Annotated in this window: 14 protein-coding genes; 10 read left to right on the forward strand and 4 right to left on the reverse strand. The window is 64.8% G+C overall.

The window, feature by feature from the left end:
- Positions 1–13: 13 nt before the first annotated feature.
- Genes QBK88_RS02650 through QBK88_RS02675 form a run of 6 tightly spaced genes read left to right on the forward strand, consistent with a single transcriptional unit; the run spans position 14 to position 6,745 of the window.
- Positions 14–739 carry an RDD family protein gene (locus tag QBK88_RS02650; RefSeq protein WP_277960808.1) on the forward strand — a complete coding sequence of 242 codons (726 nt, stop codon included), beginning with the start codon at positions 14–16 and terminating at the stop codon, positions 737–739.
- On the forward strand, positions 736–1,713 hold the full coding sequence (locus QBK88_RS02655; protein ID WP_277960809.1) for a stage II sporulation protein M: 978 nt from the start codon (positions 736–738) through the stop codon (positions 1,711–1,713). The genes QBK88_RS02650 and QBK88_RS02655 overlap by 4 nt, the downstream gene beginning before the upstream one ends.
- Positions 1,700–3,217, forward strand: coding sequence for a DUF4129 domain-containing protein (locus QBK88_RS02660; protein WP_277960810.1), 1,518 nt, complete (start codon positions 1,700–1,702; stop codon positions 3,215–3,217). The genes QBK88_RS02655 and QBK88_RS02660 overlap by 14 nt, the downstream gene beginning before the upstream one ends.
- A complete protein-coding gene (locus tag QBK88_RS02665) occupies positions 3,214–4,374 on the forward strand; it encodes a DUF4350 domain-containing protein (RefSeq protein ID WP_277960811.1) in 1,161 nt (386 codons plus the stop codon). The genes QBK88_RS02660 and QBK88_RS02665 overlap by 4 nt, the downstream gene beginning before the upstream one ends.
- Positions 4,371–5,414 carry an AAA family ATPase gene (locus QBK88_RS02670; RefSeq protein WP_277960812.1) on the forward strand — a complete coding sequence of 348 codons (1,044 nt, stop codon included), beginning with the start codon at positions 4,371–4,373 and terminating at the stop codon, positions 5,412–5,414. The genes QBK88_RS02665 and QBK88_RS02670 overlap by 4 nt, the downstream gene beginning before the upstream one ends.
- Positions 5,414–6,745 carry a DUF58 domain-containing protein gene (locus tag QBK88_RS02675; RefSeq protein ID WP_277960909.1) on the forward strand — a complete coding sequence of 444 codons (1,332 nt, stop codon included), beginning with the start codon at positions 5,414–5,416 and terminating at the stop codon, positions 6,743–6,745. The genes QBK88_RS02670 and QBK88_RS02675 overlap by 1 nt, the downstream gene beginning before the upstream one ends.
- Before the next feature lie 69 nt (positions 6,746–6,814).
- On the opposite strand, the gene QBK88_RS02680 is transcribed toward QBK88_RS02675, so the two are convergent.
- Positions 6,815–7,156 carry a PilZ domain-containing protein gene (locus QBK88_RS02680; protein ID WP_268148625.1) on the reverse strand — a complete coding sequence of 114 codons (342 nt, stop codon included), beginning with the start codon at positions 7,154–7,156 and terminating at the stop codon, positions 6,815–6,817.
- Positions 7,157–7,282: 126 nt separating this feature from the next.
- On the reverse strand, positions 7,283–7,657 hold the full coding sequence (locus tag QBK88_RS02685; RefSeq protein WP_268148623.1) for a tetratricopeptide repeat protein: 375 nt from the start codon (positions 7,655–7,657) through the stop codon (positions 7,283–7,285).
- Between the two features lie 179 nt (positions 7,658–7,836).
- Here QBK88_RS02685 and pyk point away from each other — a divergent pair, with 179 nt between their 5' ends.
- From pyk to QBK88_RS02700, 3 genes are all read left to right on the forward strand, one after another.
- The gene (gene pyk, locus QBK88_RS02690) at positions 7,837–9,288 is read left to right on the forward strand and encodes a pyruvate kinase (RefSeq protein WP_268148621.1); all 1,452 of its coding nucleotides are present in this window, start codon (positions 7,837–7,839) and stop codon (positions 9,286–9,288) included.
- 160 nt (positions 9,289–9,448) lie between these two features.
- Entirely contained in the window at positions 9,449–10,786 is a 1,338-nt protein-coding gene (locus tag QBK88_RS02695; RefSeq protein WP_277960813.1) for a hypothetical protein, read from the forward strand.
- 32 nt (positions 10,787–10,818) lie between these two features.
- Complete coding sequence (locus QBK88_RS02700) at positions 10,819–12,168, forward strand: hypothetical protein (protein ID WP_277960814.1); 1,350 nt, start codon at positions 10,819–10,821, stop codon at positions 12,166–12,168.
- A gap of 6 nt (positions 12,169–12,174) precedes the next feature.
- On the opposite strand, the gene QBK88_RS02705 is transcribed toward QBK88_RS02700, so the two are convergent.
- Entirely contained in the window at positions 12,175–13,131 is a 957-nt protein-coding gene (locus QBK88_RS02705) for an iron-sulfur-binding ferredoxin reductase (protein ID WP_277960815.1), read from the reverse strand.
- Positions 13,124–14,230 (reverse strand): GGDEF domain-containing protein, encoded by a 1,107-nt coding sequence (locus QBK88_RS02710; RefSeq protein ID WP_277960816.1) that lies wholly within the window; start codon positions 14,228–14,230, stop codon positions 13,124–13,126. Before QBK88_RS02710 ends, QBK88_RS02705 begins: the two co-directional genes overlap by 8 nt.
- Before the next feature lie 336 nt (positions 14,231–14,566).
- On the opposite strand from QBK88_RS02710, the gene QBK88_RS02715 reads away from it, so the two are divergent.
- Complete coding sequence (locus QBK88_RS02715; RefSeq protein WP_268148613.1) at positions 14,567–16,090, forward strand: fumarate hydratase; 1,524 nt, start codon at positions 14,567–14,569, stop codon at positions 16,088–16,090.
- The last annotated feature ends 68 nt before the right edge of the window (positions 16,091–16,158 follow it).

Below are 16,158 nucleotides of genomic sequence, written 5' to 3' on the forward strand. Positions count from 1 at the left end.
CACCAAGGCATCCATGCCCCAGACCTCAGCGACGCGACGGAATGCAGTGCTGGTCCCGCCAGTGGACACCCGCTACCAGATCGAAACCCCCGAAGGCATCGACCTGAACCTGCGCCCCGCAGGCCTGGTGGTGCGCAGCCTGGCCTTCGCTATCGACCTTGGCCTGCGCGGGCTGCTGCTGGGCGGCCTGTTCATGCTGCTGGTGTGGCTGGGCCGCCTGGGCATGGGCCTGGCGGCGATCCTGCTGTTCCTGGTGAACTGGTGGTACATGGTGCTGTTCGAGGTACTCAACCAGGGGCGCTCGCCGGGTAAACAGGCCATGGGCCTGCGCGTGGTGGCCGACGACGGCACACCGGTAGGCTGGTCCTCCTCCCTGCTGCGCAACCTGCTGCGGTTCGCCGACATGCTGCCCTTCGGCTACTGCCTGGGCGCCATCAGTTGCCTGCAACACCCGGCGTTCAAGCGTCTGGGTGACCTGGCGGCCGGTACCCTGGTGGTCTACCGAGACTTGCCGCATCAACGCCCACGGCTGCCAGCGGCCGAGCCCATCGACCCGCCCTTTGCCCTGACCCTGGTGGAACAGCGCGCCCTGCTGAGCCTGGCCGAACGCCAGGACGAACTGTCCGCCGAACGCCTGGCGGAGCTGGCCGGCATCGCCGCCCCGGCACTGGGGGTAACCCGGGGCATGGCCATGGCGCGCATCAATGGTATAGCCCGCGGGCTGCTGGGGCCTGCATGAAACAGAGTCAGTTCGAGCGCCTGCATCAACCCCAATGGCTGTCGTTCGAGCACCTGGTGGTGCTTCTGGAGAACGGCAAGTCGCGCCCCGAGGCCAGTGAAACCTTCGCCCATGACTACCGTCGGCTCTGCCAGCACCTGGCCCTGGCCCAGGCGCGCGGCTACAGCAGCCACCTGGTGGACAGCCTCCAGCAGCTGGCTCTGCGCGGCCACCAGCAACTGTACCGGCGCCGCCAGCCGGTGGGCGCCAGTATCCTGGTGTTCGTGCTCGCCGGTTTTCCCCGGCTGGTACGCCAGCAGTGGCGGTTCGTCGCCCTGGCCGGTCTGCTGCTGTTTGGCAGCCTGCTGCTAACCGGCTTGCTGGTATACGGCTTTCCGGACCTTGTCTACAGCATCATGGACCCCCACCAGGTCGCGCAGGCAGAGGCCATGTACGACCCCGACCAGAGCCGCCTGGGGCCCGGCGGCGAACGCCTGGCAAGCCAGGACTGGATGATGTTCGGCTACTACATCATGAACAATATCGGTATTGCCTTCCAGACCTTCGCCAGTGGCTTGCTGCTGGGCGTGGGCAGCCTGTTCTTCCTGCTGTTCAACGGCCTCATGATCGGTGCCGTGGCCGGCCATCTGACCCAGATCGGCTATGTGCAGACCTTCTGGCCCTTCGTCATCGGCCACGGGGCGTTCGAGTTGACGGCCATTGCCTTGTCTGGCGCCGCCGGGTTGAAGCTTGGCTGGGCCTTGGTCGCACCCGGCAGGCAAAGCCGTGGCCAGGCGCTGCGCGAAGCGGCGAATATTGCCATCCAACTGGTCTACGGGGTCATCGCCATGCTGTTGATCGCCGCCTTCATCGAAGCCTACTGGTCGTCCAAGACAGCATTCAGCCCCCAGGCCAAGTACCTGGTGGGCGGCGCACTGTGGGCATTGGTGGCGGCCTACCTGATTCTTGCCGGACGCCAGCATGCGCCTGACTGATGCCAGTATTGCCATCCGCCCACGTTCGCCCTGGGAGGCCCTGGACCTGGGCGTCTTGCTGGCACGCCGACACCAGCGCCTGTTGATGCTCAGTTGGGCAGCGCTGACCCTGCCGGTGTTCGCCCTGCTGACCTGGCTGTGCTGGCACTCGCCGTCCCTCGCGATGTTCCTGTTCTGGTGGCTGAAGCCGGCGTTCGAGCGGCTACCCCTGTACATTCTTTCCCAGGCCGTGTTCGACGAGCCACCCAGCCTTGGCCAGGCCCTGCGCCAATGGCCCCGGCTGCTGCGGGTGCAACTGCTGCCCAGCCTGCTGTGGCGCCGGTTGAGCCTGAGCCGCAGCTTCAACCTGCCCGTGCAACAGTTGGAAGGCCTGGCCGGCCCCGACCGCCAGCGCCGCCTGGCCATGCTGCGCCAGGGCAGCGGCACCACGGCGCGCTGGCTGACCCTGGCGGGCGTGCACCTGGAGGGCGCGCTGTGGATAGGTGCCACGACCCTGTTCTACCTGATGGTGCCGCACCAACTGGAAGTGGACTGGAGCTGGCGTCGACTGATTGAGGCGGCCAACGGCCAGTGGCTATGGGTTGAGCACCTGACCAACGCCTTCTACGCCCTGGTGCTGGTGTTCTGGGAACCCCTCTATGTGGCCTGCGGCTTCACCCTGTACCTGAACCGCCGTACCGAGCTGGAAGCCTGGGACCTGGAACTGGTGCTGCGTAGCCTGCGCCAGCGCCTGAGCGGCGCCGCACCGCTTTTACTGGTCGTGGCGATCGGGCTGACAGGCCTGGCGCCGGACAGCAAGGCCGCCGAGACCGCCGCACCATTCGACGGCGCGCGCCTGGTCCACCAGCCGCTGACCAGCCAGGCATCACGCCAGGACATCAAGGCCATCCTCGAACAGCCGCCCTTCAGCAACAAGGAAACCCTGCACCGCTGGCGCCTGGACCAGCCCGAGGACAAACCCGCCAAGCCCGCCAACCTCACTGCTCTTCTGGAACAACCCTGGCTCAAGGCCCTGGCCCGTGGCATGGAGGCGCTGCTGTGGGGCGCGGTACTGGCGTTGGTCGCCCTGGTCATCTGGCGCTACCGCAGTTGGCTGCGCACCTTCGTCAACCGCCGCGCCCGCCCCCCCGCTTACCGCCCCGAGGCGCCGGTGCAGCTCTGGGGCCTGGCGGTCAGCGCCCACAGCTTGCCCGATGATATCGCCAGCCACGCCCAGCAGCTCTGGGCCGACAACCCGCGCGAGGCGTTGGGCCTGCTCTACCGTGGCCTGCTCAGCCGCTTGCTGAACGACTACCGCCTGCCCCTTCAGGAATCGGACACCGAAGGCCAGGTACTGGCCAAGGTCGCGGCGCTGCACGACCCGGCACTGGAAGCCTTCAGCCAGGTGTTGACCCGCCACTGGCAGGCCCTTGCCTACGGCCACCAACTACCGGCCCAGGCACTGGCCATGCAATTGTGCAATGACTGGCGCACGTTGTTCGGCGTACCGGGGAGCCGGCCATGAACCGTAGCGGTTACTGGCTGATCGGCATCGTGCTGGTGCTCCTGTTGGGTGCCGGTGGCTTTTATGTTGCGCGCCATCTGCACCCCTATGACGAAGTGATCGAGCATGGCCCGTCGCCCGAAGCCCGCGGCAACCCATGGCTGGCGGCCGAGATCTTCCTGCGCCACCGCGGCCTGAAGGTCGGCACCCTCAACAGCCTGGACAGCCTCGCGCAGCTGCCGCCGCAGGGGCACAGTCTTTTGCTGCTGGGCGACCGTCAGAGAATGGGGGCGCGCCAGACCGAAGAGTTGCTGGCATGGGTACGCGCCGGCGGGCGCCTGCTGTTCGTGGCCCAGGCCTTGTGGAACGAGGACAAGGCCATGAGCGGCGACCTCTTGCTCGACCGCCTGCAACTGCACCAGTTTCTGGCCAAGGACCTGCCGCCGCTGCCCGAGAACCAGCCTGACAAGTACCCGCAATTGACCAAGCTCTACCTGGAAAACGAGACGGCGCCGGCCTATTTCAGCTTTGCCCCGGACTTCCACCTCGAAGACCCGGCCAACAAGGCCCAGTCCTGGGCCAACAGCAGCAATGCCACGCACCTGATGCAGCTCAAGTACGGCGCCGGCCTGATCACCGTGGTCACCGATGCCGACCTGTGGACCAACGCTGCCATCCGCCGCTACGACAATGCCTGGCTGCTGTGGTACCTGAACCAGGGCACCGACGTCAGCCTGGTGTTCCGCCAAGACCGCGACAGCCTGGCCACTTTGCTGTGGCGCCATTATCCGCAAGCCCTGGTCTGCCTGGCCCTGCTGTTGGCACTTGGTGTGTGGCACCTGGCAGTCCGCCAGGGGCCGCTGCAAGCGCCGCCTTCGCTGGCCCGCCGGCAGTTGCGCGAGCACCTGCGCGCCACCGCCGCCTTCCTGCTGCGCAACGCTGGCCAGGCTACCCTGCTGCGCGGCCTGCAACAGGACATCCTGCGCCGCGCCCGCCGGCGCCATCCCGGTTTCGAACGCCTGGCCGTGGCTGAACAGTGGCAGGTGCTGTCGCGCCTGACTCGCCAGCCCACCGCCGCCATCGGCCAGGCCTTGCGCCCGCCGCTGAAACAACGCCTCGGCGCGGCCGAATTCAGCCGCCAGGTGGCCCACCTGCAAACTCTCAGGAATGCCCTATGAGCGACCCGACCCACGAAGTGCCCGACGAATCCGGTGCCGCTGCCGCGCCAGCGGCCAGCCCGAGCCCGGCACACCTGGCGCAGCAGCGACACCGCGCCAGCCTCCTGGCCCAGGCCCTGCGCAACGAACTGGGCAAGGCTGTGATCGGCCAGGCGGCGGTGATCGAGGACGTGCTCACCGCGCTCATCGCCGGTGGCCATGTGCTGCTCGAGGGCGTGCCCGGGCTGGGCAAGACCCTGTTGGTGCGCGCCCTGGCGCGCTGCTTCGGGGGCGACTTCACACGCATCCAGTTTACCCCTGACCTGATGCCCAGCGACGTCACCGGCCATGCCGTGTATGACATGCAGACCGAGCAGTTCAAGCTGCGCAAGGGCCCGCTGTTCACCCACCTGCTGCTGGCCGACGAGATCAACCGCGCCCCGGCCAAGACCCAGGCCGCACTGCTGGAAGCCATGCAGGAGCGCCAGGTCACCCTGGAGGGCCGTGCCCTGCCCATCGGACAACCGTTCATGGTACTGGCCACCCAGAACCCGCTGGAACAGGAAGGTACCTACCCGCTGCCCGAGGCCGAGCTGGACCGCTTCATGCTCAAGCTGCGCCTGGACTACCCCGAAGCCGAACAGGAACTGGAGATGGTGCGCCAGGTGAGCCGCTCGGTGCGCGCCGACATGCTCGACGTGCAACCGCTTCGCACCCTCTTGCAGGCCAAGGACGTGGTCGCCCTGCAGCGCATTGCCGGTGAGCTGCCCGCTGACGACCAGGTGCTGGACTATGCCGTGCGCCTGGCCCGCGCGACCCGCACCTGGCCGGGCCTGTCGGTGGGCGCCGGGCCACGGGCGTCCATTGCCCTGGTACGCGGTGGCCGGGCCCGGGCATTGCTGCGGGGCGGCGAGTTCGTGGTTCCCGATGACATCAAGGGCTGCGCGCTGGCCGTGCTGCGCCACCGCGTGCGCCTGGCGCCGGAGCTGGATATCGAAGGGCTGTCCGTGGACCAGGTGTTGCGCCAGGTACTCGACCAGGTCCCGGCGCCGCGCCTGTGATCAAACCGTCGCGGTTGATGCTGGGCTGGCTTGGCGCGCTGTTGGCCAGCAACCTGCTGCTGGGCAGCGCCGATGCCTTGGGCATCGCCCTGCCGCCGGCCCTGCATGCCATCGCCTGGGGCATGCTGCTGGCATTGGTACTGCTGGGAATGCTCGACGCCTGGCGCGTCTATCGCCTGCCGTCCCCGCACGTGCGCCGCCACGTGCCCGGGAGCCTGCCGCTGGGGCGCTGGAGTGAGGTCCGGCTGGACATCACCCACCGCTACCCTCGCCCCCTCAACCTGCAACTGTTCGACCATGTGCCAGACGGCCTGGGGTTTGACGACCTGCCGCAAAGCATCGAGCTGCAACCGGGCCAGGACAGCCAACTGGGGTACCGCCTGCGCCCGCTGCGCCGGGGCCTCTTCCAATGGCAGCGGTTGGAATGGCTGGTGCCCAGCCCCATGGGGTTATGGCGCCAGCGCCGCTTCAGTGAACTGGAGGACAGCGCCCGGGTGTACCCGGACTTCGCCCGGCTATATGGCGCGCGCCTGCTGGCGGTGGATAGCTGGCTGAGCCAGATGGGTGTGCGCCAGCGCCCCCGCCGGGGCCAGGGGCTGGAATTCAACCAGTTGCGCGAGTTTCGCGAGGGCGACAGCCTGCGCCAGATCGACTGGAAAGCCACGGCCCGCCAGCGCATGCCCATTACCCGGGAATACCAGGAAGAACGCGACCAGCAGATCATCTTTCTGCTCGACTGTGGCCGCAGCATGCGCAGCCAGGATGGCGACCTGGCGCACCTGGACCATGCGCTCAACGCCTGCCTGCTGCTGAGCTACGTAGCGTTGCGCCAGGGTGACGCGGTGGGGCTGGCCACCTTCGCCAGCAACCAGGCGCGCTACCTGCCCCCAGTGAAAGGCCCGGCCCAACTGAACGTTCTGCTCAATGCGGTCTACGACCTGGAAAGCAGCCAACGCCCGGCCGACTACGCGGCGGCGGCCGAGCACCTGTTGGCACGCCAGAACCGCCGTGCCCTGGTGGTGCTGGTCACCAACCTGCGGGATGAGGATGACGACCAACTGCTGGGGGCGATCAAGCGCATCAGCCGTCGCCACCGGGTGCTGATCGCCAGCCTGCGCGAAGAAGTGCTGGATGAACTGCGCCAAAGCCCGGTGCAAACCTGGCAGCAGGCCCTGAGCTACTGCGGCACCATCGACTACCTCAACGCCCGCGCGCAACTGCACGAACGCTTGAGCGCCCATGGCGTACCCGTGCTCGACGCACGGCCGGGGGAGTTGGGCGCGCAACTGGTGACCCGCTACCTGAGCTGGAAAAAAGCGGGAACACTTTGAACGCGAACCTTGTAGCAGTGGCCGCAAGGCCGCGCCCGCTCTGGTGCACCGCACCAGGCAGGGATCGGGTCAGGCAGATTCGTTCATCGGGAAGCTGAAGTAGTCCCGCAGCGCGACCACCAACTGCTCGTATTCGGCATTGGCATGCAGCAGCTGAAAACCGGAATCGTAGTGGCCCGGCGTCACGTCTTCGTGGCACCACAGGCACGCGGCGCTCAGGTTGATGACCTGGTCGGGCAGTTTGATCTGCAGCTCGAAATCCGGGCCGACCAGCAATGGCAGGTTGCTGATCAGCATCATTCCTTCTTCGTCGACATTACCCAGGAATCCGATGGGCTGACCCGTATAACGGTTGAAGACTTTCAGATAGCACGGCAGTTGGTGACGCTCGATGCGGCGTTCGGTAAACATGTTCCCTTCGCGATTGATAGACCATCGCCCATGGTCGCACCCACGCGGCGCAGCTCAAAGTGAAGAACGACCAACCGTGAGGGCAGCCGACGAATAGCGGCCCAGCCCCACCAGGGCGTCCACACCCTACCGGGAGGCAGGGATTGGCTGGGCGGCGGCGCTGCTGCGGTAATGGCCCAGTTGCTGCAAGGTGTCCAGCCGCGCGCGGGCGCGGTAGGCGTATTCGCTGTAGGGGTACTGGGTGATGATGAATTCGTAGGTCTGGCCGGCATCCAGGAACAGGTTCTGGCGCTCCAGGCACTGGGCACGCAACATCGACACCTCAGGCTGCACATACTGGCGCGTGCGGCTGGTGCGATCGACCTGGGACAACTCCAGCATCACCTTGTCACAGTTGCCGTAGTTATATTGGCGGTACGCTTCGTTCAAATGGTGGTCCATGGACCAGCGGGTACAACCGACGACACTGGCCGCCAAGGCTAAAACGATGAGGATTCGCATGGGTATCTCCTGTCCTGAGCGGGTTATCGACCAGGCGTCAGAATTCTTCAGTGGCAACCGACGCACGTCCACACTTGAGTATCGCCCAGCGCCAACCCCTCAAGGTAGTGCAGAGGAACAATGACTACAGCCCGTTAGAGGAGTAGCCTTTCGCTGCGCTTCAATAAAGGAGTCAATGCATGACCGTTCGCCGTACCAAAATCGTTGCTACCCTGGGCCCTGCCAGCAACTCGCCGGAAGTGATCGAACAATTGATCAAGGCCGGCCTGGATGTTGCCCGCCTGAACTTCTCCCACGGCACACCGGACGAGCACAAGGCTCGCGCCCGCCTGATTCGCGAGATCGCTGCCAAGCTAGGCCGCCATGTCGCGCTGTTGGGCGACCTGCAAGGTCCCAAGATCCGTATCGCCAAATTCGCCAACAAGCGAATCGAACTGAAAGTCGGTGATGCCTTCACCTTCTCCACCAGCCACCCGCTGACCGAAGGCAACCAGGAAATCGTCGGCATCGACTACCCCGACCTGGTCAAGGACTGTGGCGTCGGCGACGAGCTGCTGCTCGACGACGGCCGCGTGGTCATGCGCGTGGAAACCGCCACGGCCGACTCGCTGCACTGCTCGGTGCTGATCGGTGGCCCGCTGTCGGACCACAAGGGTATCAACCGTCGCGGTGGCGGCCTGACCGCCCCGGCCCTAACCGAGAAAGACAAGGCCGACATCAAGCTGGCCGCGGAAATGGACCTGGACTACCTGGCCGTCTCCTTCCCTCGCGATGCGTCGGACATGGAATACGCCCGTCGCCTGCGTGACGAGTCGGGCGGCACTGCCTGGCTGGTGGCCAAGATCGAACGCGCCGAAGCGGTAGCCGACGACGAGACCCTGGACGGTCTGATCCGCGCCAGCGACGCCGTCATGGTCGCCCGTGGTGACCTGGGCGTGGAAATCGGCGACGCCGAGCTGATCGCCATCCAGAAGAAGATCATCCAGCACGCCCGCCGCAACAACAAGGCGGTGATCGTGGCGACCCAGATGATGGAGTCGATGATCCAGAACCCGATGCCTACCCGTGCCGAAGTATCCGACGTGGCGAACGCCGTGCTGGACTACACCGACGCGGTGATGCTGTCGGCCGAGAGCGCCGCCGGCGCCTACCCGATCGAGGCCGTGCAGGCCATGGACCGCATCTGCAAGGGCGCCGAAAAGCACCCGATGAGCATGAAGTCCAGCCACCGCCTGCACACCCAGTTCGAGCGTTGCGACGAAAGCATCGCGTTGGCAGCGATGTACACCGCCAACCACTTCCCAGGTGTGAAGGCGATCATCGCCCTGACTGAAAGCGGCTACACCCCGCTGATCATGTCGCGCCTGCGTTCCTCGGTGCCGATCTTCGCGTTCTCCCCGCACCGCGAAACCCAGGCCCGCGCCGCGATGTTCCGTGGCGTGGTACCGGTTGCCTTCGACCCGGCTTCGCTGCCGGCCGACAAGGTCAGCCAGGCTGCGGTGGACGAGCTGCTGAAACTGGGCGTGGTCGAGCAGGGCGACTGGGTCATTCTGACCAAAGGCGACAGCTACCACACCATCGGTGGTACCAACGGCATGAAGATCCTGCATGTCGGTGATCCGCTGGTCTGATTCAGGCGAGCGTTTCAACAAGAGCCCCGGCGTGAAAGCGCCGGGGCTTTTTTGTGCCTGCGAAGCGGTTCCCTGCCTGTGGAAACCCGCAGGTTCGCCCGTGCCCGGTCTGGGTTGAAATGGTCCGCTCGACTCTATTCAGCCTGACAGGGAGATGCCCATGCACTCACGCCCCATGCCCCACCGTGAATCGCCGATAACCATTTCCCCCGTCCTCGCCCAGGCCCTGGAAGACCAGGTGCTGGATATCGACGGTGACATCAAGGCCATCGCCCAGGTGCCCGGATCCAGCCAGTGGATGGTGGCCATCGACTCCGGCTACGGATTTTGCCTGACGCGCCTGAACGCCGACCTCAGCGTGGATGAGACCTTCGGGGCTCGCGAGGACGGGCTGGTATACGACTACTTCGACACTGCCGGTTTCCACCTCACCGCCGTGCACCAGGTTGCCTGGGTAGACGGCAAGGTGTTGGTGATTGGCGCCACCTGCGACCTGGACGTGGACCGTATCGCCCTGGCGCGCTACCACGCCGATGGCCGCCCGGACCGCTCGTTCAATGGCACTGGAAAACAGATCGTCGAGCTGCCCCACTCCCAGCGCTTGCCGCGCCAGCAGCGTCGTGGGGCGCTGAACTCGACGATCTTCACCCCTCAAGTTCCCATGGTGATGGCCGACGGGGGCATCGTAGTGTTTTTCCAGGAAACCGATACCCGCCACCCAGGCAGCCGCGCCTTCCTGGTATGCCTGGACGCCCATGGCCAGCTGCAGCCGGACTTCAACCAGCAGGGCTTTGCCCAGGTGCAGTTCGAAGGGCGGGATATAGTGCCGCACGGGGTGGCCCGCCAAGGCAGCGACCTGCTGGTGTTCGGCGCCACCTGCGCCGACGAAGACGGCACCCGCCTGGGTCTTGTCGCCCGCTTCAGCGCCCAGGGGCATCGTGACACGGCCTTCAACGGCAGTGGTTTCGTGGTCATCGGCGACCCCGGTACGGCAGCGGTTATCAGCCAGGTGCAGGTGCTTGAGGGCGGCGAGTTCCTTGCCGTGGGTACCTTCGGCAGCAACGTGTTGATGACCCGCCGTCAACGAGACGGCAGCCCTGCCCCGCACTTCAATGAAGGCATGCCGCTGCTGGCGGCGCTGCCGTTCGAGGTCAGTGCGGTCAAGGCGCTGGTGGCCTGGGGCGAGTGCGTGTTGCTGGCGGCCAGCAGCGCACTCCAGAGCAGCCGGGGCACGCTGATCTGCTTGCGCAGCGACGGTACCCCAGACACGGGGTTTGCCGCCGGCGCGGGATACCTCATGGCGGAGCATGAATCCGAATACCTGGCGCTGGCGATTGAAAGCGACGGCGCCATCGTTGTGGCGGGTTACCTCTACCAACAAGGTTACTACGCCTGGTTCAGGCGGTTCGACCACCCTGGCGTGCATCGGGACGACCACTGCGGTGCGTGCCCACCTGTCAATTCTGACAGTATCGGCGACTGTCACCCCGGTATGTAATCAAGCCACTTACCAACCAGAGGTGATGCGGCATGAACATTCTGAAGAAAAACGAAACTATCGCAAACGCACCGTTCGACCTAATCCTCCCGTTGGGCGGCCATATCAAGTCGGTCATTCCCGGCCCTGGCCACGACCACTGGTTTTTTGGCCTGGACGCCTGGACAACCATCGGCCTGGGCCGCGTAAATCCCGACCTCACGCTGGCCCCGCAATTTGGCCACATACCCGGTGAAGCCCACTTCCGGGACTCATTCAACCCAGGGGCCATCGGCTTCGAGGCCATTCATCACATGATGATGGCCGACAATAAACTGTGGGTTTTCGGCTTGTACTTCGACTTCGGGGATTTCTCCGACCATATCGCCATTGCGCGATACCACCTGAACGGCCTGATTGATGACACCTTCGCCCACCACGGTCGGCTGATCGTCGACCTGCCCAATCAGCGAAAAGCACCGGTTTCGCGTAGTGGTGTGATTCATACGGCAACGCATCTGCCGGCTGCGCCGCCCTCATTGTTGCCGGACGGCAGCATGGTATTTTTCTTTCTGCAGATTACCGCCGATGACCTGGACGGCCGCGCCATACTGGTCAGGCTTACCCCCCAAGGGGACCTGGACCCAAGTTTCAACGGCACGGGCATTGCGCCGGTGCACTACTATGGCCGTGATCTCACCCCCAAAGGGCTGTTGGCGCAAGGGGATAAAACCCTGGCCTTTGGTACCACCCAGTCCAGGGGTAATGAAACGTCGCTGGCGGTCATTGCCCGGTACAACCGCAATGGGACGGTGGACCAAAGCTTCAATGGCACTGGCTTTATCGCGATAGGCGACGACGACCGCTATATCACGACCATTGGCAGCTTTGCCTACGACGACCAAGATCGAATTATCGTATCGGGCACCTTCGAGGAACCTGGGGAGCCAACCGCGTCACCACGCCTGTTCGTCGCCCGCCTGCTGGCGGATGGCTATGCCGACCCAACCTTCAACGAGGGCGCGGCGCTATCCGTGGAGTTGCCGTTCCCGGTTTGCACCGTCAACGCTACCGTTCTTCAGCCGCAGGGCCAGGGACACACGATTCTGGTGGCGGCCACCGCCGACATCGATGACCAACCCCGGGGCGCACTGATCCGCCTGACTCACGAGGGTGAGCTTGATGGTGGTTTCGGTGATGGCTCGGGATATCACATTGCCGATCGACGCTCCGAGTACCTGGCGATCGACCTTACTTCCTACCCCGGCATTGTGGTGGGCGGATACGTCAACGACGAATTCGATGGTTTCCCGGATGAATACCCCTGGCTGCGGCATTTTTCAGTAGATGGCCTGCCTGCGCGCGCCGCTCAGTCCCACCAACGGGTCATCGGCATAAAGTAACGCCGCTCAGGAGTGAAACACACCGGCCTCACGGCCGGTGAACACATCGGCCAATACCTGATTACGCGGTACCCCGGCCAGGAACAGGCGCTTGCTGTACGCCTCGACGCTGGCTGGGCTGCCGCACACCAGCGCATGCACCTGCCGGGAACTGGGGCGCAATGCCGCCAGCGCCTGCGAAAATGCCTCAGGCAATACCAGCTCAATCCGCACTGACGGATGATGGACCGCCAGCGCTTTCAGTTCACTCGCCAGATAGTGCTGCGCTTGCTCGCGCGCCAAGTGCACGAGGCGAATCTCGCCGCTGTGCCCCTGCCGCAATGCCTCGCGCAAAATGCCGTAAAGCGGTGCCAACCCGGTTCCCGCCGCCAGTAGCCAAAGGGCCGAGTCCTGCCAGCCGGGGTCATAGCGCAACGCACCGCCTCGCAGCTCACCAAGGCGCAAAACAGCCCCTGCCTTCAAGCCCGTGGCGATATCGACGAAGGCACCGGGTTGACGGCAATCAATATGAAACTCCAGAAACCGATCTTCCTGGGGCAGGCTAGCCAGCGAATAGGGGCGCGCCACGCCTGATTCGGTCCACAGCACCATGTGTTGGCCAGCGTGATAGCGCAGGGGGCGGCTGGGTTGCAAGCGCAGCCTGAGGACATCGGGGCTGAGCCAATCGCAGGCCTCGACGTGCGCGGGCAAGCCGTCGGTGGCGGGGTCGAACACCGCCACGCAAAGGTCATCGACCACCTGGCACTGGCACGCCAGCCGCCAGCCTTCGGCGCGCTTGCCGGCCTCCAGTGCCTCCGGCTGGTTGTCACGGGGTTCACCGCGCAGGCAATGCACCAGGCAGGCATGGCAGCTGCCCGCCCGGCAACTGTAAGGCACGTTCAAGCCCTGGGCGTTGAGGGCGTCCAGCAGGTTGGTGCCCATGGCCACCGGCCAACGCCGCTGGCCCACGGTAATATCAGGCATCGGCCATTTCCCACGCCGCGGCGCACTGGTTGCGGCCATTGCGCTTGGCCCGGTACAGCGCCTGGTCGGCACGATGCAGGGCATCATCCAGGTCATCGCCTTCCAGCAGCAGGGTCATGCCCACCGACAGGCTCAGCTCGTGCAACGCCAGGCCCTGCGGCTCGGCGGCGGCAAACGCCAGGCGCAGGCGTTCACAGCACACCTGCAGGCGTTCGGTATTGGAGTCGGGCAACAGCAACACGAATTCCTCGCCGCCGTAGCGGGCCAGCACGTCACCGTCGCGCAAGCACGCCGCCGCCACCTGGGCGAACACCTGCAGCACCTGGTCACCCGCGGCATGGCCATGCATGTCGTTGATGCGCTTGAAATGGTCGAGGTCGATCAGCGCCAGGCCATGCACACTGCCTTCGGTCATGGCCAGCAGCTCGCGGCCCGCCAGGCTGAGAAAGTGCCGGCGGTTATACAGCCCGGTGAGTTCGTCGGTGGCGACCAGGTCTTCGAGCTGGCGCATCATGCCGCGCAAGGTGTCCTGGTGCGCCTGCAGGGCGTAACGGCGCTGGCGCATCCGCTGGCGCGAGGCCTGCACGTAACTGGCGTACAGGCACAGCCACACCAGCACCACGAACAGCACACACACCTGCACGGCCGCCAGGCCTGGCTCGGCCAACGTCATCTGGTAGCCTTCGTACAGGTTCAGCCCGGCGAAGCTGAAGAACACCAGCACCGCACAGCGCACGAACACCCGACGGCTGAGGTGAAACAGGCCAAACAGCAGCAATAACGGGTACACCACCAGAAACGTGCCACGGGCACCGTCCAGGTTGGCCATCAGCCAGGTTTGCCAGACCAGCGCCAGCAGTATCTGCAACTCGGTGAGGCTGGGGTCGCGCAACCGCTGGTTCCAGCCCTTGAAAAACACCAGCGCCAGCACCGCCTGGCTGGCGACGACCAGCAAGGTAGTGGCCACCACGGTAGCAATCGGCGCGCGAAAGTAGTCGCTGAGTGTTACCACCCAGGTCAGGAGCAGCACCAGCACGTAGGTGCTGGCCGCCAGAAGAAAGCGCTTGATCAGCAGTTTCTGTAAGAGTTTGTCGGTCACTCGTTGACTCACCGTGCTCAATGGGATTCCTTCCCGTCCTGGCACCGAAAGGCGCTATGGCCAGATGCCACTTTAGTGCTACGCGTCAAAAATAACTAATCAATTTTGCTACAGCTGTACAACACTTCTGTACAGCTTTTGAGCACATGGCCATGTCGATTACCGCCCCACCTTTGACTATCGGCGTGTGTCGGCGGCCTGCAGGTGCGGTATACTGCCGCGCCTTTTTTGCGTCGGCAGCAGCTCGCCGGCGCGCCTTGAAAGGTCGTTTCGATGGTCGCCCGACGCGTCGAAATACCTTAACGAATGTTCCCGTCTTTAAGAGGAGCGCGCCGCATGACCGTGATCAAGCAAGACGACCTGATTCAGAGCGTCGCTGACGCCCTACAGTTCATTTCCTACTACCACCCGGTAGATTTCATTCAGGCCATGCACGAAGCCTACCTGCGCGAAGAGTCGCCGGCGGCCCGTGACTCCATCGCCCAGATCCTGATCAACTCGCGCATGTGCGCCACCGGCCACCGCCCGATCTGCCAGGATACCGGCATCGTCACCGTGTTCGTGCGCGTCGGCATGGACGTGCGCTGGGATGGCGCCACCCTGAGCCTGGACGACATGATCAACGAGGGCGTGCGCCGCGCCTACAACCTGCCCGAGAACGTGCTGCGCGCCTCGATCCTGGCCGACCCGGCAGGTGCACGCAAGAACACCAAGGACAACACTCCGGCGGTCATCCACTACTCCATTGTCCCGGGCAATACCGTGGAAGTGGACGTGGCGGCCAAGGGCGGCGGCTCCGAGAACAAGTCGAAGATGGCCATGCTCAACCCGTCCGACTCGATCGTCGACTGGGTACTGAAAACCGTGCCGACCATGGGCGCCGGCTGGTGCCCACCGGGCATGCTGGGCATCGGCATCGGCGGTACCGCCGAGAAAGCCGCAGTGATGGCCAAGGAAGTGTTGATGGAGTCCATCGACATCCACGAGCTCAAGGCCCGTGGCCCGCAGAACCGCCTGGAAGAGATTCGCCTGGAGCTGTTCGAGAAGGTCAACCAACTGGGCATCGGCGCCCAGGGCCTGGGTGGCCTGACCACCGTGCTCGACGTGAAGATCATGGACTACCCGACCCACGCCGCCTCGCTGCCGGTGTGCATGATCCCCAACTGCGCCGCCACCCGTCACGCCCACTTCGTGCTGGACGGCTCTGGCCCGGCCGAGCTGGAAGCGCCGGACCTGGACGCCTACCCGGAAATCGTCTGGGAAGCCGGGCCATCGGCGCGCCGCGTGAACCTCGACACCCTGACGCCGGAAGAAGTGCAGAGCTGGCAGCCGGGCGAGACTATCCTGCTCAACGGCAAGATGCTCACTGGCCGCGACGCCGCGCACAAGCGCATGGTGGAAATGCTCAACCGTGGCGAAACCCTGCCGGTTGATCTGAAAGGCCGCTTCATCTACTACGTGGGCCCGGTAGACCCGGTGCGTGAAGAAGTGGTAGGCCCAGCCGGCCCGACCACCGCCACCCGCATGGACAAGTTCACCCGCCAGATCCTCGACCAGACCGGCCTGCTGGGCATGATCGGCAAGTCCGAACGTGGCCCGGTGGCCATCGAGGCTATCAAGGACTACAAGGCGGTGTACCTGATGGCCGTCGGCGGCGCTGCCTACCTGGTGGCGCAAGCCATCAAGAAGTCGCGCGTGGTGGCCTTCGAAGAGCTGGGCATGGAAGCGATCTACGAGTTCGACGTCAAGGACATGCCGGTCACCGTCGCGGTAGATAGCAAAGGTGAGTCGGTACACATCACCGGGCCTGCGATCTGGCAGAAGAAGATCAGCGAGAGCCTGGCGGTGGAAGTGAAGTAAGGTCGGTGACCTTGCGATGAGAAAGCCCGGCCTGTGTGCCGGGCTTTTTTGTGGGGGAACAACGAACT

The organism is Pseudomonas sp. RIT-To-2 (assembly GCF_029623465.1).
GTDB lineage: Bacteria > Pseudomonadota > Gammaproteobacteria > Pseudomonadales > Pseudomonadaceae > Aquipseudomonas > Aquipseudomonas silvicola.

Bases quoted from the DNA above. Each gene is read 5' to 3' on its own strand.
- pyk (WP_268148621.1), top strand. From the start codon at position 7,837: ATGACCGTTCGCCGTACCAAAATCGTTGCTACCCTGGGCCCTGCCAGC.
- QBK88_RS02705 (WP_277960815.1), bottom strand. From the start codon at position 13,131: ATGCCTGATATTACCGTGGGCCAGCGGCGTTGGCCGGTGGCCATGGGC.
- QBK88_RS02715 (WP_268148613.1), top strand. From the start codon at position 14,567: ATGACCGTGATCAAGCAAGACGACCTGATTCAGAGCGTCGCTGACGCC.
- QBK88_RS02655 (WP_277960809.1), top strand. From the start codon at position 736: ATGAAACAGAGTCAGTTCGAGCGCCTGCATCAACCCCAATGGCTGTCG.
- QBK88_RS02680 (WP_268148625.1), bottom strand. From the start codon at position 7,156: ATGTTTACCGAACGCCGCATCGAGCGTCACCAACTGCCGTGCTATCTG.
- QBK88_RS02670 (WP_277960812.1), top strand. From the start codon at position 4,371: ATGAGCGACCCGACCCACGAAGTGCCCGACGAATCCGGTGCCGCTGCC.
- QBK88_RS02665 (WP_277960811.1), top strand. From the start codon at position 3,214: ATGAACCGTAGCGGTTACTGGCTGATCGGCATCGTGCTGGTGCTCCTG.
- QBK88_RS02650 (WP_277960808.1), top strand. From the start codon at position 14: ATGCCCCAGACCTCAGCGACGCGACGGAATGCAGTGCTGGTCCCGCCA.
- QBK88_RS02685 (WP_268148623.1), bottom strand. From the start codon at position 7,657: ATGCGAATCCTCATCGTTTTAGCCTTGGCGGCCAGTGTCGTCGGTTGT.
- QBK88_RS02700 (WP_277960814.1), top strand. From the start codon at position 10,819: ATGAACATTCTGAAGAAAAACGAAACTATCGCAAACGCACCGTTCGAC.
- QBK88_RS02660 (WP_277960810.1), top strand. From the start codon at position 1,700: ATGCGCCTGACTGATGCCAGTATTGCCATCCGCCCACGTTCGCCCTGG.
- QBK88_RS02695 (WP_277960813.1), top strand. From the start codon at position 9,449: ATGCACTCACGCCCCATGCCCCACCGTGAATCGCCGATAACCATTTCC.